Below are 26,182 nucleotides of genomic sequence, written 5' to 3'. Positions count from 1 at the left end.
ACGACGACGCCGGGACTACATAATGCAGGAGGCTTCAGTCAGCGTCGGGGAACGGCAGCCGCTGCCTTGATCCGAAGTTGGCCTGGGACCGCTGCTATCGCTCCCCCACGACCGGCATCGCCAACAGGGCATGCCGCAGGCCGGTGACCGGAATGTCCGGGAACTCTGCACGCATCGGCTCCGGGTCGAAGGCCGCGGCTCCGGATTCCTCCCAGACGCCGGCCCCGGCAACGCGCGCAAGGAAGGGTGAGAACGGCCTGGCCGCGACGGACAGGAATCGCTCGGCCGCGAGCGGAATTCGCTGGACAGATCCGTGACCGGCCCGTTCTACGATGGCCTCAGCCAACTCCATGCCCGTAGTCGTCTCCGAGCCCCATTCGATGATCCGGTTCCGCAGCGCCGGGTCGGACAGGGCACGGACGGCGAGGGCCGCGGCGTCCTGGACAGTTGTAAAGGTAGCCGGCGCAGAGCCGGATCCGAACACCAGCACCTTGCCTTTGGATTCCAGCGGGGCAGTGACGTTTGCAAGGCGCTGTTCCAGTAGCAGGCCAATCCGGATGACGGTCCACTCCACACCGGAGCTGCGCAGGGAGTCCTCCGCCGCAGCCTTGCAGCGCAGAAATTCGATGGGCCCATCGGGGGCGGCACCGTGCATGGACATCATGACCATGTGCTGGACTCCGGCAGCGGCCGCCGCGTGGATAAGCCTGATGGCGCCGTCGCGGTCCACCGCGCGGGGGTCGGAGTCCTTGAGGCCGAATCCCGACGCCGCAAACACGGCCGCGGTGCAGCCCGCCACTGCTTTCCCGCAGTCCGCCTCAGAGGCGAGGTCCCCGCGCAGATGCTCGACGCCGTCGCCCGCTACCTGCGGGAACGACGAGGAAACGCCGCGTGCCATGATGCGGACGCGGTGGCCGGCGCCTGCCAGCATGGGTACCAGGGCGCGGCCGAGGCGGCCGGTGCCGCCGACAACAAGAATCATGACCCCTCCGTCTCCCCCGCTGCTGCCCCATGGACGGCCATTCGGACCGCGGCATTGACGTCCCCAGACTCATGCTCGACCGGCTCCAGGTAGAAGTGCGCCGCGGTGATGACGTCGTTGCGGACGGTAAAGATGGCGACCCCCGCAGAGGCTGACACCGTTCCATCGGGCCGAGTCCCGCGGTTGCTCCACTCCATCCACAGTTTGCCGTCGGCGCCTATCGTTGCGTCGTGGACCGTGAGGCGGAGGTCAGGCAACCCGGCGAAGAGTGCTGCCCAGTTCTTGCGCACTTGGGCCGAGCCCTTGAAGCTCCGGGCGGGGTGAACGGGGGTGGTGTTCTCGTAGTCCGCCGCGAACTGCGCGACGACACCGTCCAGGTCGTGACGGTTTGCGGCGGCTACAACGCGCCTCACCGGGCCCTCGGGAAGGATTCCTGCTCCTGCTGCGTCCATGATCTGCTCCTTGTTTTATCCGTCGTGGAAGGCGGAGAGGCTGGTACGCTAAATTCGATACAGTTCACTGGAATGAACTGATGTAAGGAGCTTATGCCCGGTGGAACCTGAGGTCAATGAATTGCACCGCCGGGCTCCGCGCCGCCGCCCCTACGATGCCCGGCGCCGCCGCGACGCCGCCGAGGCGTCGAGGAAAGAGGTGCTCGCGCAGTCCCGCCGGCTCTTCCTGTCGGGCGGATATGGCCGGACCACCATTGCCTCGATTGCCCGGGCCGCCGGCGTCTCCCCGGAGTCCATCTACAAGGGCTTCGGCGGAAAGCCTGGGCTGGTGCGAGCGATCTACGAACAGGGCCTGCTTGGTTCAGGCGGCCCCGCCGCTGAGGAACGGTCCGATCATGCGCAGGTGTCGGTCATGTACGCGGGGGAACTCATGGACCAGCTGGGCCGGCTCGCAGCCGAGGTCAGCCCGTTGGCGGCCCCGGTTTTCCTGTTGATCCGGGACGCCGCCGCGAGCGGGGACCAGGACATGGCAGCACTCCTGCGCGACGTGGATGACGTGCGGTACCGCCGGATGCTGCACAATGCGCGGCAGGTGCTCGGCAGGGGCTTCCTGCGGACAGACATAACAGAAGAGGAGGTGGCCGACGTAATGTTCACCTGCACCTCCGCCGAGTTGTTTGAGAACCTCGTGCTCAAGCGCGGCTGGAGCGACGAACGTTTCGGCCGGTTCATCGCCAGGACACTCGCTGCCAACCTCCTGCCTGACGGGGAATGAGGTACGGCTGCCGTTGGCTTTCAGGGCGCACGCTACTTCCTGCTCCGGCCTGCTCGCTAAACTTGCTACGGAGGCTACCGTGACGACAATCCCGCATCGCAAACTGCGCAACCAGAGCAGCAAGGTTCTTGAGCGCGTAAAAAACGGGGAAACCATCCACGTCACCAACAACGGGGAAATCGCGGCTACTTTGATTCCGCCCTCGGCTTCGCCGTTCGAACGTCTGCTCCAGGCCGGCCAGGTGCATCCCGCAGTACCGGGCCCTGTTGACTTCCGGACGTTGCCGCGGGTTGCATCAGCGGTCAGTACCGCTGAAATCCTTAACGACCTCCGCGACGACCGTTGATCGTTCATGTCGACACGTCCTTTGTGCTGAAACTGCTGGTGCAGGAGAAGGCGCAGACTCGCATTGTCGGCAGCCCCGTGTAGCTTAGGGCTATCAGTTCGCCGCCCCGAGGACTTCCATGGATTTCTACGCCATCAACCAACTGCGTGAGAACCACCCAGGCTGGTCCCTGCTCCGCGCACAGAACGCCCCGCTGGCCATCTCCTTCTTCATCAAGGCTTTCACCGCCCCCAATCAACGGGACATCGGCCGGCAGGAACTCGTCGATCACCTGGACGACGTCCTGTTCGGCCTGCGCGACGTTTACGGCGAGGACAAATTCCCCCGGCCGGCGGGTGAGTACCTTGACGACTGGGCCGCACCGGAACGGGCGTGGCTCCGAAAGTACTACGTCCCGGGCCACGACGAGCCGCACTACGACCTCACGCCGGCGGCTGAGGACGTGGTGCGCTGGGTGGAGACCCTTCGCGGCCGGGATTTTGTAGCAACGCAGTCGCGCCTGACCAGCATCTTCGCGGTCCTCAAAGCACTGGTGCAGCAGTCCGAGACCGATCCCGAGGTCCGGCTGGCCGAGCTCCAGCGCCAGCGGGACGGGATCGACGCCGAGATGCAGCGCATCCGCGACGGCAACATCAAGGTCATGACCGCCCCCGAAGCACTGGATCACTTCCAGCAGCTGACCACGCTGGCCAAGGACCTCCTGGCGGACTTCCGCGAGGTCGAGCAGAACTTCCGGAGGCTGGACCGGCAGGTCCGCGAACAGATCGCCACGTGGGAAGGCAGCCAGGGCGAACTCCTGGAGACCATCTTCGCCAACCAGCAGGGCATCAGCAGCTCCCTTCAGGGCCGGACGTTCCAAGGGTTCTGGGACTACCTGATGTCTCCGCAGCTGCGCCTGGAACTGCAGGACCTCCTCCAGCGGGCCACCCAGATCGAAGCGCTCTCAGGTGTCGAGGACCTGCAGGCCGTGACGACGCTGCACCAGGACTGGCTGCCCGCCGTCGATCAGACCCAGGCAACTGTCCGGCAGCTCTCCGAGCAGATGCGAAGGCTCCTCGACGACAAAGTCTTCCTCGAAAACAAGCGCATTATGCGGCTGATCCGCAGCATCGAATCCGGCGCGCTGGGCACCCGGGAGGCGCCGCCGTCGGGCGATTTTATGGACATTGCCGCACAGTCCGTGGACGTGGCGCTGCCCTTCGAGCGGCCGCTGTATGAACCCAGCCAGAAGGTGACGGTGGACGACGACGTTGTCGCCGCCGATGATGCGGACGTGGACGCAGATGCCCTGTTCAGCCAGTTCCACGTGGACAAGGAACGCCTGAAAGCCAATGTGGACAGCGTGCTCGCGGAGGCAGAACAGGCAACCCTCGCGGAGATCACGCAGGCCCACCCGCTGCAGCAGGGCCTTGCCGAGATCGTGGCGTACTACCAGCTGGCCAGCGAATCGGAGTGGGCCAGCATCGATGACAAACTCCCCCAGCAGCTGCAATGGCAGCTCCCCGACGGCAGCATCCGTGAAGCAACCATCGACCAGATCATCTTTGTGAGGCCAGCATGACGGACACCATGGAAGAAACGGCAAGCCGGACGCCCGAGGAACTCCCCGGCGTCGTCACCCGGCTGTTCCGCGGCGTGGTATACGCCGAGTCGGACGAGAAGGTGTGGCAGTCCCTCCTGGGCCTGGAATCGCAAACCCGCGACTACGTTGCCGTGCTGGGCCTGGACCTGATCCTGGACGAGTCGGAGGGGTACGCGTTCCTGCGGTCGCGGGAGGACCCGGAGGGCAACCTCCCCCGCCTCGTTCAACGGCGAAGGCTGACCTTCGATGTCAGCCTCCTGCTGGCCCTGCTGCGAAAGCGCATGCTCGAATTCGATACCAACAGCAGCGAACTCCGCCTCATCATGACGGAGCAGGAGATCACCGACATGGTGGCTGTGTTCCTCCCGGAGTCCAGCAACCAGGCGCGGATCCTGGACCGTCTGGCCGGGAACATCAAGAAGGTGGTGGAGCTGGGGTTCCTCCGCAAACTGCGCGGCCAGGCGGACACGTATGAAGTGGCGCGGATCCTGAAGGCGTACGTGGACGCGCAGTGGCTGGAGGAGTTCGACGCGCGGCTGGCTGACTACCGCGCGTCCCTCGCCGGAACGCCGCAGCCGGATGCCGCCGCCCGCACCAGCGAAGGGGACCTCCCGTGACCGCAGACCTGCAGGACAGCCTGTTCAGCCTGGAAGAAGCGCCTGGGCAGGCGCAGGAAACAGCGGACGACGCCGGCACTCCCCCGGGGTACCGGCTGCACCGTTTGGAGCTGCTCAACTGGGGCACCTTCCACCAGGGGGTGCGCACGTTCCGGCTCGACGGTGCCAACAGCCTCCTCACGGGCGACATCGGCTCGGGCAAGTCCACGGTGGTGGATGCCATCACCACGCTCCTGCTGCCGGCCAACAAGATCGAGTACAACAAGGCAGCGGGCGCGCAGAAGAAAGAGCGCTCCCTCATGTCTTACGTGCGGGGGTACCACAAGAGCACGCGCAGCACCGGCGGGGAGAACTCCAAGCCGGTATCGCTCCGCGGGACGGGCGCGTTAACCGTGGTCCTGGGCGTGTTCCACAACGCCGTCCTCAACAAGTCCGTCACGCTGGCCATCACGCTCTGGGCAGTGCAGGAGGCCGGCCAGCCCAACCGCTTCTACTCCCTGGCGGAGACGGACCAGTCCATCGCGGAGGACTTCTCCAACTTCGGCCAGGACCCCTACAAGCTGAAGAAAAAGCTGAAGGCGGGCGGAGCGGCGGTGCACGACACCTTCGAACCCTACGCGGCCGCCTTCAAGCGGCAGTTCGGCATCAGCGGAAACCAGGCAATGGAGCTGTTCCACCGCACCGTGTCCATGAAGCAGGTGGAGAACATCACCTCCTTTGTGCGCACCAACATGCTGGACGAGGACGACGTCGAAGCCCGCATCAGCAAGCTGATCAGCCACTTCGACGACCTCAAGAAGGCCCACGGCGCCGTGCTGCGCGCGAAGGACCAGATCAGCCTGCTGGCGCCCATCCGCGAGGGCGCCGCCAGGCATGCCACGCTAACGGCCGAGGACGAGCTGGCCCGGGCCCAGCGCGACCAGCTGCATCCCTGGTTCACCAACCAGCGCCTGGTCCTGAGCCTGGAACACGCGGCCGAGCTGGAGAGCACCGGCAAACGGCTGAACGAAGAAGCGGCTTCCCTCACTGCCCGCACCGAGGATCTCCGGCACCAGATCAGCGCCGTGGTGGACGACATCCGCAGCAACGGCGGCGGGCGGCTTGCCGCCATCGAGGCCGAGGTGGCCAGACTGACCACCGAGGCCGGCGCGCAACGTGCCCGCTACCAGACCTATGCAGCAGCCGCCGCGGAGCTGGGCCTGCGCCCGCCGGAGGACAGGGTGCTGTTCGACGCGAACCGGGACCGGATGGCCGCCGTCGAATCGGGGCTGGCCGAGCAGTACAGCGGGCTCCAGGAGGACCGCACCGAACTGACCATGACGCGCACCGTCCTCACCGGACGCTCCACCGACCTCAAAACCGAACTCACCAGCCTTCAGTCCCGGCGGAACCTGCTGCCGCTGCATCAGCTGGAGATCCGCCGTCGGCTGTGCGAGGGAACCGGGGTCCCGGAGAAGGAACTGCCGTTCGCCGGCGAGCTGCTGAAGGTCCGCGACGGCGAAGCCGCCTGGGAAGGCGCCGCCGAGCGCACGCTGCATGGCTTCGCGTTGTCCCTGCTGGTGCCGTCGGAGCACTACGCCGCCGTCAGCAGCTGGGTGGATTCCAACAATCTCAACGGCAGGCTGGTCTACCTTCGGATCGGCGACTCGCACTCCCCCAGGCCCGCAGACCCGGGGACGCTGGCCGCCAAGATCGCCATCAAGCAGGGCACCCCGTTCCGCGATTTCCTGATGGACGAGCTCGCCAGCAGGTTCGACTACGTCTGCTGCGAAACTCTGGCGGATTTCCGCCGCCATCCCAAGGCGCTGACCGCCAACGGACAGCTGAAGGGCGGCCGCGGCCGGCACGAGAAGGACGACCGCAAGGACCTCCGGGACCGGCGGAACTACGTCCTGGGCTGGGACAACCAGGACAAGATCAACGGCTTCCTGGCCGAGCTGGACGAGGTCAAGGGCCAGCTTCGGGTGGCGGAGACGCAGCTGGGCAAGGTCGACGGGCAGCTGGATGACATCGGGAGGAAGCGCATCCAACTCGGGACCGTGCGGTCCGTGTCCGGATTCGCTGAACTCAACTGGCAGGACACCGTCCGGCGGATCGAGGAGCTCAAAGACGAGCGCCGTGCCCTGGAATCCACCAGCAACGTCCTGCAGGACCTGGCGGCCAAGGAAGCTGCGCTGAAAAAAGACCTGCAGCGCCTCGAAGAGCGGTCCGGAAAGCTGCAGCAGCGGCTGGGCGCGAACGAGAAGGACGCTAGGGACATCGCGGAGGCCATCGCTGAATGCCGTGACCTGCTGCAGGATCAGCCATTGACGGACGACGTCGGGCTGCTGGCGTCCGTCGCTGGGCTCACCGCCGCAACGTCGGAGGAGAAGGTGCTCACCTATAAGAACACGGCGGCGGTCGAAAGCACGGTCCGGTCCGGTCTCACCGCCACCATCGACGCGCTGTCAAAACGGCTGGCCACGGCCGAGGCGGGCACGGTCCGGCTGATGGCCGATTTCCGGAACAAGTACCCCACCGAGACCACGGACATCGACGCGTCCCTGGACGCCGCCGCCGACTACGAACGGTTGCTGGACCAGCTGGAGAAGAACGACCTGCCCAAGTTCGAGGCCCATTTTAAGGAGTCCCTGAACCAGAACACCATCCACGAGGTGGTGGCCTTCAACGCGTTCCTGGACAGCCGCCGGCAGGACATCATCAACCGGATCGCCGAGATCAACCGGTCCCTTGCCACCATCGAATACAACCGCGGCCGGCACATCCAGCTGGAGCACCAGAACAGCTCGGACCTTGATGTGCGGCAGTTCGGGACGGACCTGCGGGCCTGTTCGGAAGGCACCATCGGCGACGAGGACCAATACTCGGAGCAGAAGTACCTGCAGGTGGAGCGGCTGATCGAGCGGTTCCGCGGGCGGGACGGTTTCACCAATTTGGACGAGCGGTGGACGGCCAAGGTCACAGACGTGCGGAACTGGTTCACGTTCTCCGCGTCTGAGAAGTGGACGGAGACAGGCGAGGAGTTCGAGCACTTCACGGATTCCGGCGGCAAGTCCGGCGGGCAGAAGGAGAAGCTGGCGTACACCATCCTGGCGGCGGCGCTGGCGTTCCAGTTCGGGCTGGGAGCGGGGCAGGGCACAGGCGCCAGCCTGGGAAAGGCATCCGGCAAGGGCCGCAGCTTCCGGTTTGTGGTGATCGACGAGGCGTTCGGCCGTGGCTCCGACGAGTCGGCGCGGTACGGCCTGGAGCTGTTCCAGCGGATGAAGCTCCAGCTCCTGATCGTCACGCCGCTGCAGAAGATCCACGTGATCGAACCGTTTGTGGCACACGTGGGCTTCGTGGCCAACACCAACGGCAACGATTCCCAGCTGCGGAACATGACCATCCAGGAGTACCGGGACGAGCGGGACCGCCGTGCCGGTTGAGGGCTCAGCGGGCAAAGCCCAAGGCTGGACCACGCTGGCAGACCTGCGGGCGCAGTCGCTGAAGGCTTGGAGCAGCGGCGCACTGCTGCGTGAGCTGCTGGAACCCAGCGGACTGTACCCCCGCCGTCGTACTCTAAGGCGCCCGACGGCGGCGGGCCTTCTCCGTGATTACGCGGCGGCGCGTGCATGGGCGGCGGAGCTGAATACCGCCGTCGGCCCCTTCACCTTGGAGACAACGGAGGTGGGCCGCACCACAGTCGGTTCCAACCAGTTGCCGTCTGCCGCCGTGTTCGCATCCGCCGATGACGAAATTGGTTTTGTTGGGAAAGCCAAGGACGCCGCAAAATGGGTTGAACTTGCCTCCGGTCTGGCCGCCTTGGACCCTGCCTTCACTGCCTGGGCGCTGCGGCGGCCGCTCAAGCTGCGGGAGCTTGGGACCAATGCGTTAAAGGCCGCTCGCGTAGGGCTGTGGCTCCGCGACAATCCCCAACCCGGTGTTTACGTCCGGCAGTTGAGTCTGCCGGGAGTGCACACCAAGTTCATCGAGAATCATCGGAAGGTGGTGGATGAGCTGCTGGAGGCATTGCGGCCAGCGGAGCTCGCCGTCGATGAGTCCGCTGATGACAGCGTTGCAGAGACCCCGGCGGAACCAGGTTCCTTGCTCGGGCAGCCGATGACCCGGACACCTGCCGCCCGCTTCGCCGCGAGGCATGGCTTCGTGCATCCACCGGAGCTCGTGAGGTTTAGGATGCTCGACCCTGACGTGCCGCTGCTGGGCGACGCGCGTGATCTGACGGTCACCGCGGAGGCCTTTTGTACACTGAATCTTCCGGTGGAGGCTGTACTGATAACCGAGAACCTGGTGAACTTCCTGGCGTTGCCGGAACGGCCGGGAGCGGTGGCTGTCTACGGCGGCGGGTACGGGTTCTCCTCGCTGCGGGACGCCACTTGGCTTCACGACCGCGATGTCCTGTACTGGGGCGATCTGGACACTCACGGTTTTCGCATCCTAGATCAGCTTCGGGCTGTCCACCCGCACGTGGTGAGCGTCTTGATGGATGAGGAGACGCTGCTGGAGCACCGGGATGCCTGGGGTCAGGAATCGTCGCCGTCCAAGGGCCGACTGGCGCGGCTGACTCCCGAGGAGCACAAGCTCTATGAAGCGCTGGGCAGCAATGCGTATGGGATCAACGTTCGCCTTGAACAGGAGCTGATCCGTTGGGACTGGGCGCTGGATCGGCTGCTTTTCTGGGTCTCTTAGGTCTTGGCCCTCGAACGTCGCTTCTGAGCATGAGGAGCATCCAGGTCCGGTACCGCTCGAAGCATGAAGCGGTCAAAGCGCGCAAGCAAAATTACAAAGTTTAGGACGCTTTATTAGGTTCCAATAAAGCAATGAAAGTTCAATGAGCCTATTAGTGCAGTCCCAAGGGGCTGCCACCTGTTTATCGCCGCTGAGATAGTCCAGCCAGACCGAGCCGGGCCATCGCTACAGACAAGGCAAGGCCAGCGGCCACCAGCGGCGTAGCATCGGTATCCGGGCGACGCAACGACTCCCGGCCGACGCGCTCCCACAGAATGCCAAGGATGTATGCGGCGCCCACGACTCGGGCCGTTCGCCGCAGCCACGGCCGCGGCCTTGCAAAGAGCAGGGTGGTCACCGCCGCATGTGCGGCCAACATAGGCCAGGGAGCCGCCAGCCCGCTGCCTTTGGTCCACATATCGCGTTCGACATTCTGGGGCTCTCCGTGGGCAAAGGGGATGTCATAAGGGATCCGGTCCCGGATGGCCTTGCGAGCCGCCAGGAGCTGAACAATCAGCTGTACCAGCGAGACTGAAGCCAAAACCTTCATCCTTGTCCTTTCCGGGTCCAGGTGAAGGACCTTCTGACTGCCTACGCCGGGCCGGGACCTCGTGTCCGCTGTTGAGTTTGACTCCACATAGGCCTTGATATCCCGCAAGGTCTTCCGGCGCTCCGGTCCGAGCATCACTGCGGCCAGGGGCTCAAGGAGCCTCATGACACCCGAGAACGTGGCCAGCACCACGAACCGAAGCAGCGTGCCCTGCTCCCCGGCAGGTGCCACGGACAGCCGGAACTCGACATGGATGCCGGGACTGTCGTTATGAAAGACAAGGAGCCGGTCTTGTTCGAATGCGACGCACTGATAGTTTGTCCTGCGTCGCCACACGCCCAAGTCCAGCCGTTCCATCACAGCCTTGGTGCCCACTCGGATTGGACCTTCCGTCAGCGGATGGATGGCCATAATGCCGTCTTCCCAAATGGGCTGCGTCTCAAAAAGGCGCGTGCCCACCACATCGAAAACGGTGCGCACCGGCCTATGAATGTAGATGGAACCATCAAAAGTGATCATTCCGGGCACTCCTCGAGCGTGAACAGTCCATCTGTCCCTCGGACCCACCTGGCCGCGGGGATGTCGGTAACGTACGCCATGGCCGGGCAGCGGTCTACACCCTGCGCAGATATTGGGGGGTACCTAAGATCCGTACGACGGCGGCGCCACCTTGCCGCGTACAACAGCGGTTGCCGCTATCCCACGGGAGCCGCCGCTGCGAGCGCTACCATCGCTTCCACTGCCGCATCCTCCGCAAGGCCGTTTTGGCTGCATAGAGAGTGCCAGGTCCAGAAAGAGACAGCGTGGCCGATAAGGGCCCGCAGGGTCTGGTCGTCCCGGCGGTCGGAAAACGGCTCTAGAAGCACGCCCCTGAAGTAGCCGTCGCGTTCCTGGAGACTCTGCTGCAGGCCTTCCGGCAGGACGTCCTTGTCCCGGTAGAGCCGCTCGAGCATGTCTGCGCCGTCCCGATAGAAACGATAGGTATCCGACAGGCCGAGGCGTAGGCGTTCGTAGGGATCGCTGACCTTCGACCATGCCGCCGGGTCCGGAAGCTGTTGGTTGGACCGCCAATGGGCCGAGCAGGCGTTGTAGAGGTCAACTTCATCCGGGAAGTGCTTGTAAACGGTTAGCCGGGTCACTCCCGCCTTCTCGGCGATGCCGGCAATGGTGGTTCGTGCGGGGCCGACGGTGGCATGGAGGTGCGAGGTCGCCTCGACAATGCGCTGGCGCGTGCCGTCCATCTGGTCCGCGCGCTTCCGCATCTGATACTGCCGACCTTTGGCTGAACGCTCGTGTTCACTCAAAGTATTGACTCTGTCCTTTGCCCTGCGGATAATTCGATATACACCAGTGTATATCGAAACTGGAACCGTCAACTATGGAAGGAACCGTCATGGAACAAGTTGAGGCTCCACGGCTGACTGTCGTGGAGCCCGGGCAGGGACGCGAAGCACCGCTGGGAACCATCGGCGTTGTATTTAAACTCTTCGGTGCAGACACGCACGAACAGCTTTCCATTGTGGAGCACCCCTTCCCCGTGGGGGCTTTGGTGCCTCCCCACATCCACACACGCGAGGATGAGTACTCCATAGTCCTCGAAGGCGAAATTGGATTCCGGTCCGGTGAGCGGCAGGCCGTTTTGGGCGCAGGCGGCTACATCACCAAACCCCGTAATGAGCTGCACACCATGTGGAATGCCGGCAAAGTACCGGCCCGCATGATCGAGATCATCAGCCCTGCCGGTTTTGAACACTTTTTCTGGGGCCTCGCCGACCACCTCGAAGCCGGTCCCCCAGATCCCGAACTCATCGAAAAGCTGGCCGCTGACTTCGGCCTCCAGTTCGCCGAGGCCCCCTGGCTGCCCGGCATCATTTCCCGCTACAACCTCACCCCGCCCCGGTAGAGGAGCCGGGCGATGCTGGTGCAGGCGGCGCTGAATCATCGGCTTCAGGCGAGGCGTGGGCTGCCTTTACAAATTGCAGTGCCAGGCCAGCTTTCCTTCCCCGGAAAGGCGGCCGTCATTATGTCTCTGCACGTGGTTGGATGGGGCGGCATCATCCTGTTCGCTCCCTCCCCACTGCCCGGTGTGCCAGGTGAAGGACTCACCTTGGCAGGGCTCGGACTCACGGCCTACCTGCTCGGACTGCGCCACGCCTTCGACGTGGACCACATCGCGGCGATCGACGGGGTGACGCGAAAACTCGTTGCACAGGGCCGCCCCTCGGCATCCGCCGGTTTCTGGTTCTCGCTCGGCCACTGCTCATTGGTTTTTGTGTTGTCCGCGCTGATGATGCTGGGATTACACAGCTTCGTCGCGGCACCAGGCGGGGAATCGGTGGCCCTTCAGGTGTTTGGGCCGACCGGCGCCCTTGTGGCAGGGCTTCTCCTCTACGCCATCGGCTTCGCCAACCTGAATGTGCTGATTGCTGCCTTCAGGAAGCGCGGCCTGACGCAGGGCGGTGCCGGCCAGGACGGAGCAGCAGCACCAGCAATCAGAACACCCATTAGCCTCGTGCTGGCGAGAACATCGCGGCTTGTGGAGAGGCCCCGCGGAATGTTTGTTGTGGGCACGCTCTTTGGCTTGGGCCTGGACACCACCCTTGAGGTCGCCTTCCTGGTGATTGCGGCGGGAGGCCTGCTGATGGCGAACCCCTACGCCGCCGTGCTGCTGCCGGTTCTTTTCGCTGCCGGCATGGTCCTGCTCGATTCCCTCAACGGCTGCTTCATGAGCGCCGCCTACAGTTCGGCGTCGTGGCCGCCGGCCAGAAGGAACAGCTACAACACGGTGGTAACGGCAATTGCGGTGGGTGCCGCCTTCGCCGTCGGATCCTTTCAGCTGACGTCTGGCGTTGCTGGCGCTTCAGGGTGGGCACACGTCCTTGAGGCAGGCACGGGGATCATCACAGAAGGCGGCGGCTACGCTCTGGTTATCGCCTTCCTCGTCATCTGGATCCTCTGGTACGTCAAACATAGGCGCCGCCCGGACGCAGCAGCCTGACTGTTGTCCAACAAACCCGTCACACCGGTAGGCTGGAAATCCCAAGACCCACAAAGCGAGGCATAACGTGCACCAGGACGCCGCCCGGTTCCTGTCCCAGCCGGTGGCCGCCCAGCCCGGCTCACCCCTCCGCGTCGCGGTGTACTCCCGGATCGCCGAGGCCATCCGCAACGGCCTCCTCACGCCCGGCTCCATGATCCCCACCGAAACCGAACTTGGCGCCGACATGAAAGTCAGCCGCACCGTGGTCCGCGAAGCCCTCATGCTGCTCGAGGAGGACGGGCTCATCAGGGCGAGGCGCGGCGTCGGACGTTTCGTCTCGGACACACTCCCCCGCATCGGCATCGAACGCATCCGCCCCTTCGAGGAAGTCCTCGGCAGCCCCGGCCAGCAGCTCGAAGTCAAGCGCATCCAGGTGGTGCGCCAGCCCGCGTCCGAGTTCGCCGCCCCCGGCGTCGGCGTCGAGCCGGGCACCGACTGCTGGCTCTGGGAATCGGTCCTGATCCGCGACGGCGAGGCCATCGCCCACCTGCAGGAAAACATCTCCGCCCAGCCCGTCAGCCTCGGCAAGGATGCCGCCGGGCCCCTGGCCATAAAGGACGACGGCGGCGCCACCTTGCTTGCCGCGCTCAACAATCAGCTGGGCCGGCTGCCCGGGCCGGGCGAGTGCCAGATCAGCCTCAGCCAGGTGGGGCCCAGCCGCGCGAAGCTGCTGGACCTGCGCCCGTCCGATCCCGTGCTGGTGCTCACCCAGTACGTCAGGTACAGCAACCAGCCCTTCTATCTGGCCAAGTGCCTGATCGCCGCCAGGGCCGGCCACCTATCGGTGATGCAGTCGCTGCAGTCCTAGGGTCGTGGACAACCAACCGCGTCGCAGGCATTGACCCTGCCATATTTCCAGTCGGTCTCTTGGCCGGGCTTCTTCTCGGAGGTTAATTCGACCTTTTCTCGCACCAACTGCGGGCTTGCAGCAGGATCGATGCTCCAGACGAGTGCGGCGGTGGCAGCAACGATGGGTGCAGACATTGACGTGCCGTTGCCAACGTCGTACCCCTGAGAGCGGTTGTAAGTGCTCGCAAGGGCAAACCTGTGGTTCGGGAACGTCGAGTAAACGTTGACCCCGGGTGCTGCCACGTCCACCCAGCTGGCTCCGTAAGTTGAGAACAGTGCTTTAACGTCGTTGTTGTCTGTGGCGCCGACGGCGATGACGTTGGGATAGGCAGCGGGGTAGAAGATGTTTTCGTTGCCGCCGTTTCCTGCGGCTGCAACAAGCACCACACCGGCGTTCCAGGCATTGTTTACGGCGGTTTCGAGGGTTACTGAGGGCCCTACTACAAGGCTTATGTTGATCACCTTCGCGCCCCTGCTGGCCGCCCAGTTGATTCCGTTTGCAAGTGCTGAAGTGGACCCTATCCCAGTGTCGCTGAGCACTTTGCCAGCCAAAATCGTGCACCCCGGGCATACACCGGCAACGCCAATACCGTTATCAGCGGTAGCGGCAACAATACCTGCCACGTGCGTGCCGTGGCCGTAATAGTCCTCTGCGACCTGGTCCTTGCCCCGTGTGGCGGAACCGCTGAAATTGGCCCTGTCAACAACTTTCGGGTTGATGTCAGGGTTGTCGGTTGCCACACCGGAGTCGAGGACAGCAACTTTGATGCCACTGCCCTTGGTGGAGGTCCACGCTTCTACGGCATCTACATCGGCGTCCACTGTCCCAGCGGTTATTTTGATGTCGCCCTTGGTGTTGGTGAATCCCTGCCCGGTATTTTGCAGGGCGTACTGGCTGCCAAAGTACTGGTCAGCGGTAGCGGCAGTGACCACCAGGTCCAGCTCGGCGTACTCGACCACGGGGTTGCGGCTCAACGCCTGGACGAGCTGAAGCTCCTTGCCTTCGGGCACTTTAATGAGGTGCGCGCCGGTGTCCCCGATAGCAGGCCCCTCATTGAGGCCATGCTGGCGCAGTGCACCGGTTGCGCCAGCCTTGTCCCGAAACTTAACCATGATCTGCCCTTGGACGTGGGACGGATCAGGCGCGGCGTTACCCACAACGGCCGAGTTGATTGCCCCGAATACCAACATTGCCGCTGCGAAGCCAGCCATAACGATCTTTTTCATGGGGGTCATATTGCTCCCAACCTGCGCCGGCTGGATAGGGGTATCCGGCAAACTCCCCTACCTAATCCCACCGGAGGGAGGGGCATGGCATTGTGCGGCACAAGGGCAGTCGTTACGATGCTGGCGGGGAGAGGTCCTGGTCAGCGATGACGAGCGTAAAGGGGCCATTGAAATGACCGACTTCTTCACCATGCGGCCCGGCGAGGCCGCCGCCCCCGTGCCGCCAGGGCCCGTCTTGTGCACCGGCTCGGCGTCCATGAGGCGTATCCACCGCGTCTTCCTGTGGGCATACAGCGAGGCGCCCGGCCTGGTCCGTTCGGCCGCTGCCGGCGACTCCGCCCGCGCCGCCTATGTGGGCGAAGTGCTGGGGAACTTCGACAAGCTGCTCCACATCCACCATGAGGGCGAGGACGAGCTCATGTACCCGCAACTGGCCCAAAGGGCACCGGCGTGCGCCCTGCACGTGGCGCAGATGCTTGAGCAGCACCGCCAGGTCACCCAACGGCTGGAGGACATCGAGCCCATCCGCCTGCGCTGGATGGAAACGGCGGACGCGGAGACCGGAGAGGACCTTGCTCGGCGGTACGAGGACCTGTCCTCCGTCCTCAACGAACATCTGCGGCGGGAGGTCACCGAGGTGATGCCCGCCGTGGACCGGGTGATGACCCAGGAGGAACTGAAGGCAGCCGCGGAACACGGGAGCAGCCAGGTCAGCAACAAGTTCCTCGTCGGCTACCTCGGGATGGTGCTGGCCACGAACCCGCCAGCGGACAGGAAGGAACTGTTCAAGGAGATCCCGGCGCCGGTCCGCCTTGCCTACCGGCTCATCGGGCGCAGGATGTACCGCAAACAGTATTCCACGCTCTTCCCGGGGCGGCCGATTCCCGAGACGCTGTAGTTCGCACAGCAACGCAAACTGGTAGACGGAGCAATACACGATCGCTAGTATTCACTCACTGCGCTCTGGGCTACAACAAGGAAACGTATCTTTATGGCGCCATATCGAGTCATCCTGCTTCCGGGCGGTGTCCTGCCTGCTGACGCCGCATACGGCAAGCTGCTGGAGGTTCTAGGGTCCAGCGTGGACGCCGTCGCCAAAGACCTGGAGCTGTACGCCGAGGACAGTCCACCTCCAGGCTGGAACCTGGACACGGAAGTGGACGGTGTCCTGCGCGAGGCAGACTCCCGCCACTGGGACACGTTCCACCTGGTTGGCTATTCCGGTGGCGGCGCCGCTGCACTCGCGTTCACCGCCAAATATCCGGAGCGGCTGCAGAGCCTGGCCCTGCTGGAGCCGGCGTGGGCCGGCACCTGGGACTGGAGCCCGGGATACCGGCAACACCAAAAAGAATACGAGCAGCTGCGTGCGCTTCCTGCCGAGCAGCTCATGCCGGCCTTCATGCAGCTGCAGGTGAGGCCGGGCGTCGTCCTTCCTCCTCCACCACCGGGACCCCAGCCCTCGTGGATGGCCAAACGGCCGGCGGGGATCCGCGCGTTCTTGGAGGCCTTCCGTACCTATGACCTGGACAGGCCGCGGTTGGCCGCCTTCAGCCGGCCAGTGTTCTTCGCCCTAGGCGGCCTGAGCCACCCGGATGCCTACGGAGATATTGCGGCCCGGCTGGCCAGGGTCTTCTTTCCCGATTTCCACCTGGAGGTGTTCCCACGGCGCCACCACCTTGATCCGCCGCACCGGGTGGAGCCTGAGCGCCTAGCTGAGGAGCTCCGGCGGCATTGGGAACGGGCAGAAGAACCTGCCGCAGCTTGAGGCGGGCCGGGCTTCGGCAGGGCTCACGTCGGACAGGAGGCCGGGTACTTGCGCCGAAGCCGGCGTCCCCTGCCCTGCCGGGATTTCCAAGAGCAGTGCACGGAAAATCAATACAGCAAGATGCCCTCCGCCCTAGTGTTGTGATCCACCACACCTTGAGGGGCCGAGGATATGAACAACCAAGTTGACCTGCTTCTGATCAACGGTGTCATCGACACACTGCACCAGGAACATCCGCGCGTCACGTCGCTCGCCGTCAGAGCCGGGAAGGTGCACTCATTCGGTCCGCGTGCCGAAGCTGCAGCCGGCCCGGGAACTACCACCATCGACCTCGACGGCGCCTATGTCATGCCAGGACTGCTGGATGTCCACAACCACCACATGCTCGCCGGGCAAATGGACCTGTTTGAGCTGAACGAAGCCCCCACCAAGTCGCTGGATGAGCTCCTCAGCGCCGTCAGTGAGTATGCAGAACAGCTGGCCCCGGAGCAGTGGATTGTCGGGGGCAGCTGGGGTTCGGGTCTATTGTCCGAGCTTAATTCCTCGGAGGCCCTGGCCCGGTTTGATGCGGCAACCGGCGGGCGGCCTGCCCTCCTCAAAGACGACAGCAAACACAACAGGTGGGCAAACTCCCGCGCCCTGGAACTGGCCGGCATCGACGACGGCACGCCCGATCCTGAGGGCGGCCAGATCATGAGGGACGCCTCGGGGCGCGCCACCGGTGTCCTCATCGAGGCCGGAGGCGTCCTGGTGGAGCAGACCGTGGCGCGGCTTCAGCCCCTTTCCACGCAGGACCTGGGCCGGGCCGCAGCGCGGGGAATCGAAATCCTGCACTCCTACGGCATCACCGGATTCCAGGACGCCGCGGCATCCCTCCAGCTGCTGCAGGCACTGAAAGCGCTCGACGACTCCGGCGGACTGCTCGCATGGGTGGTCACCTCCATGCAGGCGAATGACTTTATCTTCGGCACCACTCCACTGGGTGAGGGCATCATCGCCCACCGCGACGAGTCACGGTCCGAACACCACCGGCCGGACTTCATCAAAATCTTCCTCGACGGCGTGCCGCCCGCCGGAACGGCAGCGTTCATCGAACCGTACCTGTCCGGCGTCGGCTTCCCGGAGTGCCACTGCGGGGGCACCACCATGCCTGCTGCGGAACTTGAGCACTGGCTCATGAGCACGGCTGAACGTGGAATTTCCGCGAAAATCCATTGCACCGGTGATTTTTCGGTCCGGCTCGTCCTCGACACTGTCGCCAAGGTCCGTGCAGCGGGCTACAAAGAGCCGAAGTACCACATCGCCCACGGCCAGTTCGTCCATGAACAGGACATTCCCCGGTTCACCCAACTGGACGTCACCGCCGACATCTCACCCGCGCTGTGGTTCCCCGGCGTCATCCCGGACGCAATCGCCACAGTCCTCCCAGCGGAAAGGGCGTCGAAAATGCAGCCCAACCGCTCCCTGCTGGACGCGGGCGCCCGCATCGCAGGAGGTTCGGACTGGCCGGTCAGCGTTTCACCCAACGCCTGGGAAGGAATCTACGGCCTCGTCACCCGGAAGGACCCGACGGGACAGTTCCCCGGCACCCTCTGGCCCGAACAGGCCATCACCCTGGCAGAAGCCATCAGCATCTACACCACCAGCTCTGCCCAGGCCATGGGCCTGGACGACGTCACCGGCTCTCTGGCACCGGGAAAATCCGCAGATTTCATCGTCCTGAGCGACAACCCGCATGAGATCGACCGGGAGAAAATCCCGCACATCACAACCCGCCAGACCTGGTTCGCGGGACGCAAGGTCTTCGACGCCGAGGCTTCGGCAGACGCCGCCAGCGGTCCGAGGGGAAGCGCAACGCTGCACGCCTGACAGGCGCCGATTCGCGCGGGACCCACAAGGCCCGCACCCACCATCACCATTTTTCCGCCGACGGCGGCCTACGCCGCTTCGTCCTGCCCGAAAGACATGACATGACAACCACAGCACAAACCGCCCCGGCAAGCGTCGCCTCGGACAAGGGCACCTACACGTACATCGCTGTCTTTAGTGCCGTCCTCTATACCGTCCTGCTGATTGCTCCCGTCATCGCGGGCAAACTCATTGAGCAATTCGCCCTGACCCCCGTCCAGGTGGGAACGCTCTTTTCGTTGGAGCTGGGGGCCTTCAGCCTGGCAACGGTTCCGGCCTACCTGTGGCTCCGCCGCATGAACCTGAGAACTGCGAGCTACATCTTCACGGCCGTGGTCATTGCCGGCAACGTGGTCTCGGGATTCCTGGACGACTTCGGCCTCCTGATGATCGCCCGGGTGGTGACCAGCCTGGCGGCCGGTTCCATCACCGTTATCATCCTGACGCTGAGCGGCAAGACCTCCAACCCCAGCCGCGCGTTCGGAATATTCGTCGTTTTCCAGTTGGCCATGGGTGCCCTGATCTTGGCGGTCTTCCCCGCACTGTTCGCGTCAGCCGGAGTTGCAGCGATCTACTGGACCCTTGCCGGACTCGCCGTGCTGTGCCTCCTGGTGGTCAACCGCATCGACGGGGAAGCCCTGCGGACCGCAACCCCCGTTTCCGCCCGGGCAGGGGCACCTGAACGCGTTCCGGTCCTCAAAGCTGCCGCAGGCCTGGCCGCTGTACTGCTCTTCTACGTCGCGCTCAGTGGAGTCTGGTCATTCATCGCCCAGATTCCGGCCGGTTCCGGGATCGATCTTTCCGCCACCAGCCTTGTCCTTTCCGTGGCAACTGTTGCCGGGATCCTGTCCGCCCTCGTTGCAACTGCCCTCGGTGAGACGCCCCGCCGAAAGCTCTACCTGGTGGCCGGCTACGCAGGCATGGCTCTCAGCATCGCGCTGCTCTTCGGCGCACCGGCATTGATCCGCTTCGCCATCGCCGCCGTGATCTTCAAGTTCGCCTGGACCTTTATCCTGCCGTACCTGCTGTCCACGCTGTCCTCCCTTTCCAGCGGTGGACACCTCATGAACACCACCAACCTGATGATCGGCACCGGCTTCTCCATCGGCCCGATTGTCAGCGGCGCCCTGATCCAGTCCGGCGGAGGATCGTTCACCGGGATGCTCATCTTCGCCCTCACGGGCGTGCTGGCATCGTGCGCCTTCGTGCTGGTCGCACAGCGCCGCTAGCGGCACTGCGGCCCACGCCTCAACGGTTGCAGCAAACGCCCGGCGGGAAAGTCCCGCCGGGCGTTTGTGTCAGGGTCAACAACCGGTCACTGCGTCAGGCGACCGACCCCGCTGGGGCGAGTGCCGCCGTCGTGGTTTCGACGGGCTCAACCACCGAGAAGTAGCCAAGCAGCGTTTCCACCAGGTGCGGCGCGAAGTCCTCCTCGATCGAAAGCACCACGCGGCAGCGCGCCCCCGCCACTGGAGGGTAGCCCGCGTACAGCCCCCGGAGGTCGCAGATGGTCTGGCCGCGGCCGGGCCCGTTGGAGGTGTCGACGGCGGCACGCACCACGGGCGCAACAGCGGCCTGAACAGCACCAACAGCGAGCGCCGCCGCCAGCGGATCGTGCATGGCAGAGCAGGGCCGGCCGTAGATGTCCTCGTAGAACCGGAAGTAATAGCCCAGCATCTCCCCCAGCGCCTGTGCCACGGGCGAAGAGGACGCCAGCAGCGACTGCCGGTGCGGCTCCTCAAGGACGGACACCATGGTCACGTCCAACGGCACCAGGGTCACATCCCAGTCGGCGGCCAGCACCAGGGCGGCGGCCTCGGGGTCGTTGAAGATATTGGCCTCGGCCACCGGGGTGATATTCCCGGGTGCCAGGGCTGCCCCGCCCATCACCGTGACCGACTCCACCAAGGACGGCAGGGCAGGTTCCAGCCGTAGTGCCTCGGCGATGTTCGTCAGCGGCCCGATCGCCAGCACCTTCAGAGAACCAGGATACAAACGGGCCAGCCGGACCAGCATCTCCGCCGCGGACTCGGAAGCAACGGAAGCAGCCGCCGTCGGAAGCGTTACCTCGCCGATCCCGTTCTCGCCGTGCACCCACGGCGCCCCGCCACCGAACGAGCCAAAGAGGGGGTCGTGCGCACCAAGGGCCACCGGCACATCATCGGAGCCGGCAAGCGCCAGCAGGTCCAGGGTGTTGCGGGCGCCGGCGGCGGCACTGACGTTGCCGCTGACAGTCCCGATCCCGACCACATCAGCAAAGGGAGAGGCCAGCAGGTAGGCCAGGGCGAGGGCATCGTCGATGCCGGTGTCGCAGTCCAGGTAGAACGGGGAGGGCGTGGTCATGGTGGTTCTCCTACAGTAAAAGGGGTTAGACGGTCTCGCCCTTGGGGGCGGCGACGAAGAGGCTGACGATGAACGCGGCGGCGGTGATGGCCACCGAGATCCAGAGGGCGGTGGCGTACCCGGCGGCGGTGGCCTGCGCGGCGAACGGCGCCACGAGGACGACGCCGAGGCTCGCCCCGATGCCGAAGGAGGCACCGTTGATGCCGGGCAGGGCAGCCGGGGCTTCCTTGGGTGAGAGGAGCACCGAGAGCCCGTTGATGGCGGTGAGGAAGAAGCCGTTGTAGAAGATGCCCAGGGCCGCGACAGCGATCAGCACCGCCGTCTGGTTGTCCGAGAAGGTGGCGGCGGCGATGGCACAGGCAAGGCTGAGCCCGGTGCCGAACCGGAGGGTCTTGATCCAGCCGCGGCGGTCGGCCAGCCATCCCGCCAAAGGTGCGGCGAAGACGCCAATCAAAGCGGCGGGGGTAAGGAACAGCAGCGCCGAGATGGAGGCGGTAAGCCCGAAGCCGCCGTCGGGGTCCTGGCTGAGCAGCACCACGGTGAAGTTGATGATGGCGAAGATGCCGGCCAGGGTGAGGACGGTGGTGGCGATGACGGGCCACACCTGGCGGGAGCGCAGGTGGTGGACGGCGATCAGCGGGTGGCTGCGGCGCTTCTCGATCATCCAGAAGGCGGCGAAGGACGCGATGGTGCCGGCCAGCAGCGCCAGCGTGCCGGGTGCGGTCCAGCCTGCGGCTGAGCCGCCCGAGACAAAGTAGGTGGTGAACACCAGGAACAGCGAGAGGGACCCGGCGCCCCACCAGTCCATGGTGCCGCGCACGCCTTGCGGCCGTCCTGCCGGGACGATTTTGATGATGCAGGCGGCGGCGACGGCGGTGAGGACCAGCACGACGACGAAGATGGACCGGAAGCCGAGGGTCTCGGCCATGAGCCCGCCCACGTAGCCGTCCACACCGCCCACTCCCCCGTTGATGGCGGCGATGATGCCCACGGAGGTGCCGAAGACCTTGGCGTGCAGGTTTTCGCTGAGCACGATGTAGGCGAGCGCGAAGACGGCGCTGGAGACGCCCTGCAGGAACCGGCCGGTAACCAGCAGCGGCAGAGTGGGGGCGATGATGCAGAGGATGGTGCCGGCGCCCATGATCCCGAGGACCAGGAGCAGCGCGGCGCGGCGGCCGATGAAGTCGCTCCACCGGCCGATCACGGGCCCGGCGATGGCGCCGGCCAGGAAGAACATGGACTGGACAGGGGCGGCGCTGTCCGCACCCTGGCCGAACTCGGCGGCGATCTGCGGCAGTGCAGGGGTGACCATGCTGGCGTTGAGCTGGAAGGACAGGACGCCCAGCAGCAGGGTGGAGATGAGCAGCGCGGCGCGGCGGCCGGCGAATTTGGTTTCTTGGGGAAGTACGACGGCGGAGGCGGCTTCCGCGGAGGGCGCGGCGGCCGCCGGGGTTGGGGTGTTCACATCAAACTCCTTTGTTCTGCAGGCCTGTTCTGCCTTTGGGATGTGAGTTGTTATACAACCATGTATGACGCACAAGTACAACCATGGGCTACACTATTTCTCAATCCGGCCGCTTCCGGCCCCGCCCCCGTTAGGACTTCCCATGAGCAATCGAACTCCTGCCGTCACCGTTGTCGGCAGCATCAACCTGGACCTGATCGCGACGGCCGAACGTCTCCCTACTGCGGGCGAGACCATCGGCGGCGCTGTGCTTTCCGAGCAGCCCGGAGGCAAGGGCGCCAACCAGGCCGCTGCAGCGGCGCGGTTGGGCGGGAGCGCCCGGATGGTCGGCGCCGTGGGCAGCGATGCGCAGGGGCGGCGGATGCTCTTTGCCTTGGCTGGTGCTGGGGTGGACACCGCGGACGTGGCCGTGCTGCCGGAGCCGACCGGGACGGCGCTGATTGTGGTGGACCGCGACGGCGAGAACCAGATTGTGGTGTGCCCGGGCGCCAACTCTCACCTTTCCCTCGATGGCGTGGAGTTCGCCCCGGAGGAGACGGTGCTGTGCCAGCTGGAGGTGGGCCTGCCGGTTGTGGTGGAGGCCGCCCGAAAGCACGCAGGGTATTTCGTGCTGAACGCTGCGCCGGCCATGGACCTGCCGGCGGAGCTGCTTGAGCGCTGCGACCTGGTGATCGTCAACGAGAGCGAGTACGCCCTGATCCCCGCCCTCGCGGAGGCGAAGCTGGTGGCGGTGACGTACGGCGGGGACGGTTCGGCCATGTTCGAGCACGGCCGCAAGGTGGCCGAGGCACCCTCAGCTGCGGTGACGGTGGTGAACACCGTGGGCGCGGGCGATGCGTTCTGCGCCGCCCTGGTTCTCGCACTGCGGCAAGGGCAGGACTACGGCCGGGCGCTGGCGGTGGCTAATGCTGTCGGTGGTGACGCCGTAGGGGATCCGTCGTCGCAGCCGGACTTGGCACGGCTGGGTTACTACGTCGAGCGGACCGACGCCGCTTCGGGCGCACGGTGAGTGTGGTCCTGCCAGTGACCGTCACGCTGCGGCGAGCGGTCCCCGCGGACTTTCCGGAAGTACGGCGCATCACCCGGGACGCCTACCTGCGGGCCGGCCACTTCCCCGCGGACCATCCGTACATGAGCGTGCTGGAGGATGTGGAGCACCGCGCCGAACATGCGCAGGTGTGGGTGGCGGAGGCTGCCGGGCGGGTGGTGGCGGCGGCGACACTGACCTTCGCGGGCCAGCCGTACAGCGAGATCGCCCAGGAAGGCGAACTGGAGTTCCGGATGCTGGCGGTGGACCCCGCGTGCCAGGGCGGCGGCGTTGGCCGCGCAGTGGTGCGCGGGATCGCGGAGCACGCCCAGGGACTGCCCGGCATCGGGGCAATCAGCATCACCAGCGCCACATTTATGGAACGTGCCCACGGGCTTTATGCGTCATTGGGCTTCCGGCGCGCACCCGAGCGTGACTGGTACGTGCCGGGCGAGGACGTGCTGCTGTGGGTGTTCCAGCTCGAACTCTAACTGACAGTTGTTGTATGCACTTAGCCGATCGGGTCGCCCAATCTCCCACAGTGGCTGATCTTGTGACTGATTAGGTACGGCGTCCGTCGCCTGCGGCCATGACTCGGAGCAATCCACCTTTGTAGAATGCCTGCGGGCATCTCTCTTTTATCCGAAATATATTCAGCGCTTGCACCTTGCTAACAAGCCTATGTTCGAATCAAAAACACGGGGAGGCCGGCGCCGGGAACTGCCGACAAAAGCCTCGCGGAATCTAGCCAACTCAGCTTGTCCGTCTTCAAACTCCTGACGCCAGGGTGTTTAAATCTGCTCACGGAAGCTCAGCAGATTGAACCCTTGGCCGACAGCTAAGGCAATTGCCTGCTCATGGGGATCTTCACGGGCATGAGCAGCAAGAAACGTGTCTATTTTTGCTTGCGATATTCCAGTCTCGATGCGATCGCCTCCGGACCGCACAACATCGAGAATTGTCCGCTGGGGACTCTTATCGCCGACCAGGCTGATTAAAGGTCATCAGTTAGATTCTGATAGGAAACTCGGAACAAGCCCCGAGAATCAAGCTTCTTCGGCGCGCCGGTTCAATGACAAGCGGCGAATGTTATGCGGTCCCCACTTCTCGTTCCGTCTCCCAATGGGTTGGTAACTTATTCGTCAGGGCGATCCTGACTCGGCCCAGCTAGCAAGTTGCCTCCTTATAAGCCCCTAGCAAGTTCCGATGGGCCGCGCAACGTCACAAGAGAATGATTTCAGCGCGTCTCAGCGTCGGGAACTACCCAAGTTGGTCTATTGTCGGATAGGAATTTCGGCACGGCGGATGGTTGTTGGTGGCAAACGAAGAACTTTGCAGTGCGGTGTCCCATTGTTTAAATTCCCTTGGTGTGACCGGCCGGAACCAAGCATGTTCGATACACCTAACTTTAGATTCTAGGGCCATAGGGGCAGGAATGACATCAGAGGCAAAAAAGAGTGTGTTCTATCCGCAAGCATTCTTCCTACACGAACGCCTGCTCACGCAAGATGTGCCGGAGCCAGACAATCGAAAGTTTGAAGAGTGGGTCAATTCACAACCGACTCAGATGCACAGGAACAAGCTGCGGGCGAGGCGCTGCGAACAAATCGTTACTAACATCTATAAGAGCAGACCGCAAGAGCTCGCAGTTTGGCTGATGAAAGACCGGACTGTCGGAGACTCAGAATTGGTCACTACTACACAAAGGTTCTATTTCCGTAAGGTTAGCGAAACGAGACGAAGTTTTCGGGCTCCCTCTTCTGTTGATAAAGACGTCATCGTCGAAGGGCGGTTTTCGATCAGTCGGTGTGTCGGGGATACGGGCATCGACATGCTCCGGCAAAGCCGACGAGTGACGGTTTTGGGGTACGCTCGGGTTGTAGAGGTCAAGCCCAAGGTACAGATCGAGATCAGTCCTCTATTTATCGGATGGATCGTTGAGAGGCCCGAGTCGGAAGGTGCTCCGATCTTTGACTACACCGACAGACGCCAAATATGGGCGTCCCAAGTAGATCAATTCGAAAAGATCAAGGACGCTCCGAAAGCTACATCAGAGATGCGCAAAGAAGTCTCGGCAATGCCGGAAGACACAGTTAAACAACACTTCGCGGAGATCATCGGGGAACCATACGTAGGCAAAGATTGGGGTGGCGAAAAGTCGGACCTTTTCACGTCTCGATTGACGATTGATGGTCAGCCCGTCAGCGTCGGTTTCGCCTTCAAGGGCCCTGGAAAGAAGGGGAAGCTGACGATCAGTGCTATGGGGACGAATGGGGACCAAGCCCTAAGGCTCTTCGAAGAGCCCATCGACATCGGCATCGTGCAACATCACAGAGAGATCGTCCCAGCTGTAAACAACCTGCTAGATGCACTGGCGCGACAGCATAATGCGCAATACATGATCATCGATGGCGAAACGACGGCACAGATACTAAGTGCTTACGGATACTTGTCCGCCGTGCCTGAGCAGCCGGTTGTGACGGATGACGACGACGACTTTTAGCTCGACAAAAATCCTCCGGTAGAGAT

23 protein-coding genes are annotated in these 26,182 nt (G+C 64.1%); 16 read left to right on the top strand and 7 right to left on the bottom strand.

The window, feature by feature from the left end; translation table 11 throughout:
- Nucleotides 1–94: 94 nt before the first annotated feature.
- Nucleotides 95–982 carry an SDR family oxidoreductase gene (locus AC5RWA_RS16650; RefSeq protein ID WP_494058384.1) on the bottom strand — a complete coding sequence of 296 codons (888 nt, stop codon included), beginning with the start codon at nucleotides 980–982 and terminating at the stop codon, nucleotides 95–97.
- On the bottom strand, nucleotides 979–1,434 hold the full coding sequence (locus AC5RWA_RS16645; RefSeq protein WP_494058383.1) for a nuclear transport factor 2 family protein: 456 nt from the start codon (nucleotides 1,432–1,434) through the stop codon (nucleotides 979–981). Before AC5RWA_RS16645 ends, AC5RWA_RS16650 begins: the two co-directional genes overlap by 4 nt.
- A 100-nt stretch (nucleotides 1,435–1,534) precedes the next feature.
- On the opposite strand from AC5RWA_RS16645, the gene AC5RWA_RS16640 reads away from it, so the two are divergent.
- From AC5RWA_RS16640 to AC5RWA_RS16615, 6 genes are all read left to right on the top strand, one after another.
- On the top strand, nucleotides 1,535–2,209 hold the full coding sequence (locus AC5RWA_RS16640) for a TetR/AcrR family transcriptional regulator (RefSeq protein ID WP_494058382.1): 675 nt from the start codon (nucleotides 1,535–1,537) through the stop codon (nucleotides 2,207–2,209).
- A gap of 79 nt (nucleotides 2,210–2,288) precedes the next feature.
- Nucleotides 2,289–2,555, top strand: a complete 267-nt coding sequence (locus tag AC5RWA_RS16635) for a type II toxin-antitoxin system Phd/YefM family antitoxin (protein WP_494058381.1) — start codon at nucleotides 2,289–2,291, stop codon at nucleotides 2,553–2,555.
- A 118-nt stretch (nucleotides 2,556–2,673) separates the two neighbouring features.
- Nucleotides 2,674–4,116, top strand: coding sequence for a DUF3375 domain-containing protein (locus AC5RWA_RS16630; protein WP_494058380.1), 1,443 nt, complete (start codon nucleotides 2,674–2,676; stop codon nucleotides 4,114–4,116).
- 8 nt (nucleotides 4,117–4,124) lie between these two features.
- Entirely contained in the window at nucleotides 4,125–4,754 is a 630-nt protein-coding gene (locus AC5RWA_RS16625) for a DUF4194 domain-containing protein (RefSeq protein ID WP_494058379.1), read from the top strand.
- Complete coding sequence (locus tag AC5RWA_RS16620) at nucleotides 4,751–8,179, top strand: ATP-binding protein (protein ID WP_494058378.1); 3,429 nt, start codon at nucleotides 4,751–4,753, stop codon at nucleotides 8,177–8,179. Before AC5RWA_RS16625 ends, AC5RWA_RS16620 begins: the two co-directional genes overlap by 4 nt.
- A complete protein-coding gene (locus AC5RWA_RS16615) occupies nucleotides 8,169–9,440 on the top strand; it encodes a Wadjet anti-phage system protein JetD domain-containing protein (protein ID WP_494058377.1) in 1,272 nt (423 codons plus the stop codon). Before AC5RWA_RS16620 ends, AC5RWA_RS16615 begins: the two co-directional genes overlap by 11 nt.
- A 181-nt stretch (nucleotides 9,441–9,621) precedes the next feature.
- Here AC5RWA_RS16615 and AC5RWA_RS16610 read toward each other — a convergent pair whose 3' ends face one another.
- Both AC5RWA_RS16610 and AC5RWA_RS16605 read right to left on the bottom strand, forming a co-directional pair.
- Nucleotides 9,622–10,548 carry an SRPBCC family protein gene (locus AC5RWA_RS16610; protein WP_494058437.1) on the bottom strand — a complete coding sequence of 309 codons (927 nt, stop codon included), beginning with the start codon at nucleotides 10,546–10,548 and terminating at the stop codon, nucleotides 9,622–9,624.
- A gap of 176 nt (nucleotides 10,549–10,724) precedes the next feature.
- The gene (locus AC5RWA_RS16605) at nucleotides 10,725–11,333 is read right to left on the bottom strand and encodes a TetR/AcrR family transcriptional regulator (RefSeq protein ID WP_494058376.1); all 609 of its coding nucleotides are present in this window, start codon (nucleotides 11,331–11,333) and stop codon (nucleotides 10,725–10,727) included.
- A gap of 89 nt (nucleotides 11,334–11,422) precedes the next feature.
- Between AC5RWA_RS16605 and AC5RWA_RS16600 the strand changes: the two genes are divergently transcribed.
- The 3 genes from AC5RWA_RS16600 to AC5RWA_RS16590 all read left to right on the top strand — a co-directional run bounded on the left by AC5RWA_RS16600 (nucleotide 11,423) and on the right by AC5RWA_RS16590 (nucleotide 13,877).
- Complete coding sequence (locus AC5RWA_RS16600) at nucleotides 11,423–11,932, top strand: cupin domain-containing protein (RefSeq protein ID WP_494058375.1); 510 nt, start codon at nucleotides 11,423–11,425, stop codon at nucleotides 11,930–11,932.
- Between the two features lie 120 nt (nucleotides 11,933–12,052).
- Nucleotides 12,053–13,027: a HoxN/HupN/NixA family nickel/cobalt transporter gene (locus AC5RWA_RS16595; RefSeq protein WP_494058374.1), complete on the top strand. Its 975-nt coding sequence runs from the start codon at nucleotides 12,053–12,055 to the stop codon at nucleotides 13,025–13,027.
- Between the two features lie 67 nt (nucleotides 13,028–13,094).
- On the top strand, nucleotides 13,095–13,877 hold the full coding sequence (locus AC5RWA_RS16590) for a GntR family transcriptional regulator (protein WP_494058373.1): 783 nt from the start codon (nucleotides 13,095–13,097) through the stop codon (nucleotides 13,875–13,877).
- On the opposite strand, the gene AC5RWA_RS16585 is transcribed toward AC5RWA_RS16590, so the two are convergent.
- Nucleotides 13,874–15,145 carry a S8 family peptidase gene (locus AC5RWA_RS16585; protein WP_494058372.1) on the bottom strand — a complete coding sequence of 424 codons (1,272 nt, stop codon included), beginning with the start codon at nucleotides 15,143–15,145 and terminating at the stop codon, nucleotides 13,874–13,876. The genes AC5RWA_RS16590 and AC5RWA_RS16585 overlap by 4 nt on opposite strands.
- 172 nt (nucleotides 15,146–15,317) lie before the next feature.
- Here AC5RWA_RS16585 and AC5RWA_RS16580 point away from each other — a divergent pair, with 172 nt between their 5' ends.
- The 4 genes from AC5RWA_RS16580 to AC5RWA_RS16565 all read left to right on the top strand — a co-directional run bounded on the left by AC5RWA_RS16580 (nucleotide 15,318) and on the right by AC5RWA_RS16565 (nucleotide 20,047).
- Entirely contained in the window at nucleotides 15,318–16,043 is a 726-nt protein-coding gene (locus AC5RWA_RS16580; protein ID WP_494058371.1) for a hemerythrin domain-containing protein, read from the top strand.
- A 93-nt stretch (nucleotides 16,044–16,136) separates the two neighbouring features.
- Complete coding sequence (locus tag AC5RWA_RS16575) at nucleotides 16,137–16,910, top strand: alpha/beta fold hydrolase (protein WP_494058370.1); 774 nt, start codon at nucleotides 16,137–16,139, stop codon at nucleotides 16,908–16,910.
- A 171-nt stretch (nucleotides 16,911–17,081) separates the two neighbouring features.
- Complete coding sequence (locus AC5RWA_RS16570; RefSeq protein ID WP_494058369.1) at nucleotides 17,082–18,779, top strand: amidohydrolase; 1,698 nt, start codon at nucleotides 17,082–17,084, stop codon at nucleotides 18,777–18,779.
- Nucleotides 18,780–18,880: 101 nt separating this feature from the next.
- Nucleotides 18,881–20,047, top strand: a complete 1,167-nt coding sequence (locus AC5RWA_RS16565) for an MFS transporter (RefSeq protein WP_494058368.1) — start codon at nucleotides 18,881–18,883, stop codon at nucleotides 20,045–20,047.
- A gap of 94 nt (nucleotides 20,048–20,141) precedes the next feature.
- Here AC5RWA_RS16565 and AC5RWA_RS16560 read toward each other — a convergent pair whose 3' ends face one another.
- Together AC5RWA_RS16560 and AC5RWA_RS16555 are read right to left on the bottom strand one after the other, a co-directional pair.
- Nucleotides 20,142–21,161, bottom strand: coding sequence for a nucleoside hydrolase (locus tag AC5RWA_RS16560; protein WP_494058367.1), 1,020 nt, complete (start codon nucleotides 21,159–21,161; stop codon nucleotides 20,142–20,144).
- 25 nt (nucleotides 21,162–21,186) lie between these two features.
- Nucleotides 21,187–22,626: an MFS transporter gene (locus AC5RWA_RS16555; RefSeq protein ID WP_494058366.1), complete on the bottom strand. Its 1,440-nt coding sequence runs from the start codon at nucleotides 22,624–22,626 to the stop codon at nucleotides 21,187–21,189.
- 142 nt (nucleotides 22,627–22,768) lie between these two features.
- Between AC5RWA_RS16555 and AC5RWA_RS16550 the strand changes: the two genes are divergently transcribed.
- From AC5RWA_RS16550 to AC5RWA_RS16540, 3 genes are all read left to right on the top strand, one after another.
- Nucleotides 22,769–23,635, top strand: coding sequence for a ribokinase (locus tag AC5RWA_RS16550; protein WP_494058365.1), 867 nt, complete (start codon nucleotides 22,769–22,771; stop codon nucleotides 23,633–23,635).
- 8 nt (nucleotides 23,636–23,643) lie between these two features.
- Nucleotides 23,644–24,144, top strand: a complete 501-nt coding sequence (locus tag AC5RWA_RS16545; protein WP_494058436.1) for a GNAT family N-acetyltransferase — start codon at nucleotides 23,644–23,646, stop codon at nucleotides 24,142–24,144.
- Nucleotides 24,145–25,088: 944 nt separating this feature from the next.
- Complete coding sequence (locus AC5RWA_RS16540; RefSeq protein ID WP_494058364.1) at nucleotides 25,089–26,156, top strand: hypothetical protein; 1,068 nt, start codon at nucleotides 25,089–25,091, stop codon at nucleotides 26,154–26,156.
- Nucleotides 26,157–26,182: the final 26 nt, after the last annotated feature.

The sequence above is a fragment of the Arthrobacter sp. 210 2 genome, from assembly GCF_059093025.1.
Note: the sequence above shows the minus strand (reverse complement) of the source record. Positions and strands in the feature narration are given on the sequence as shown.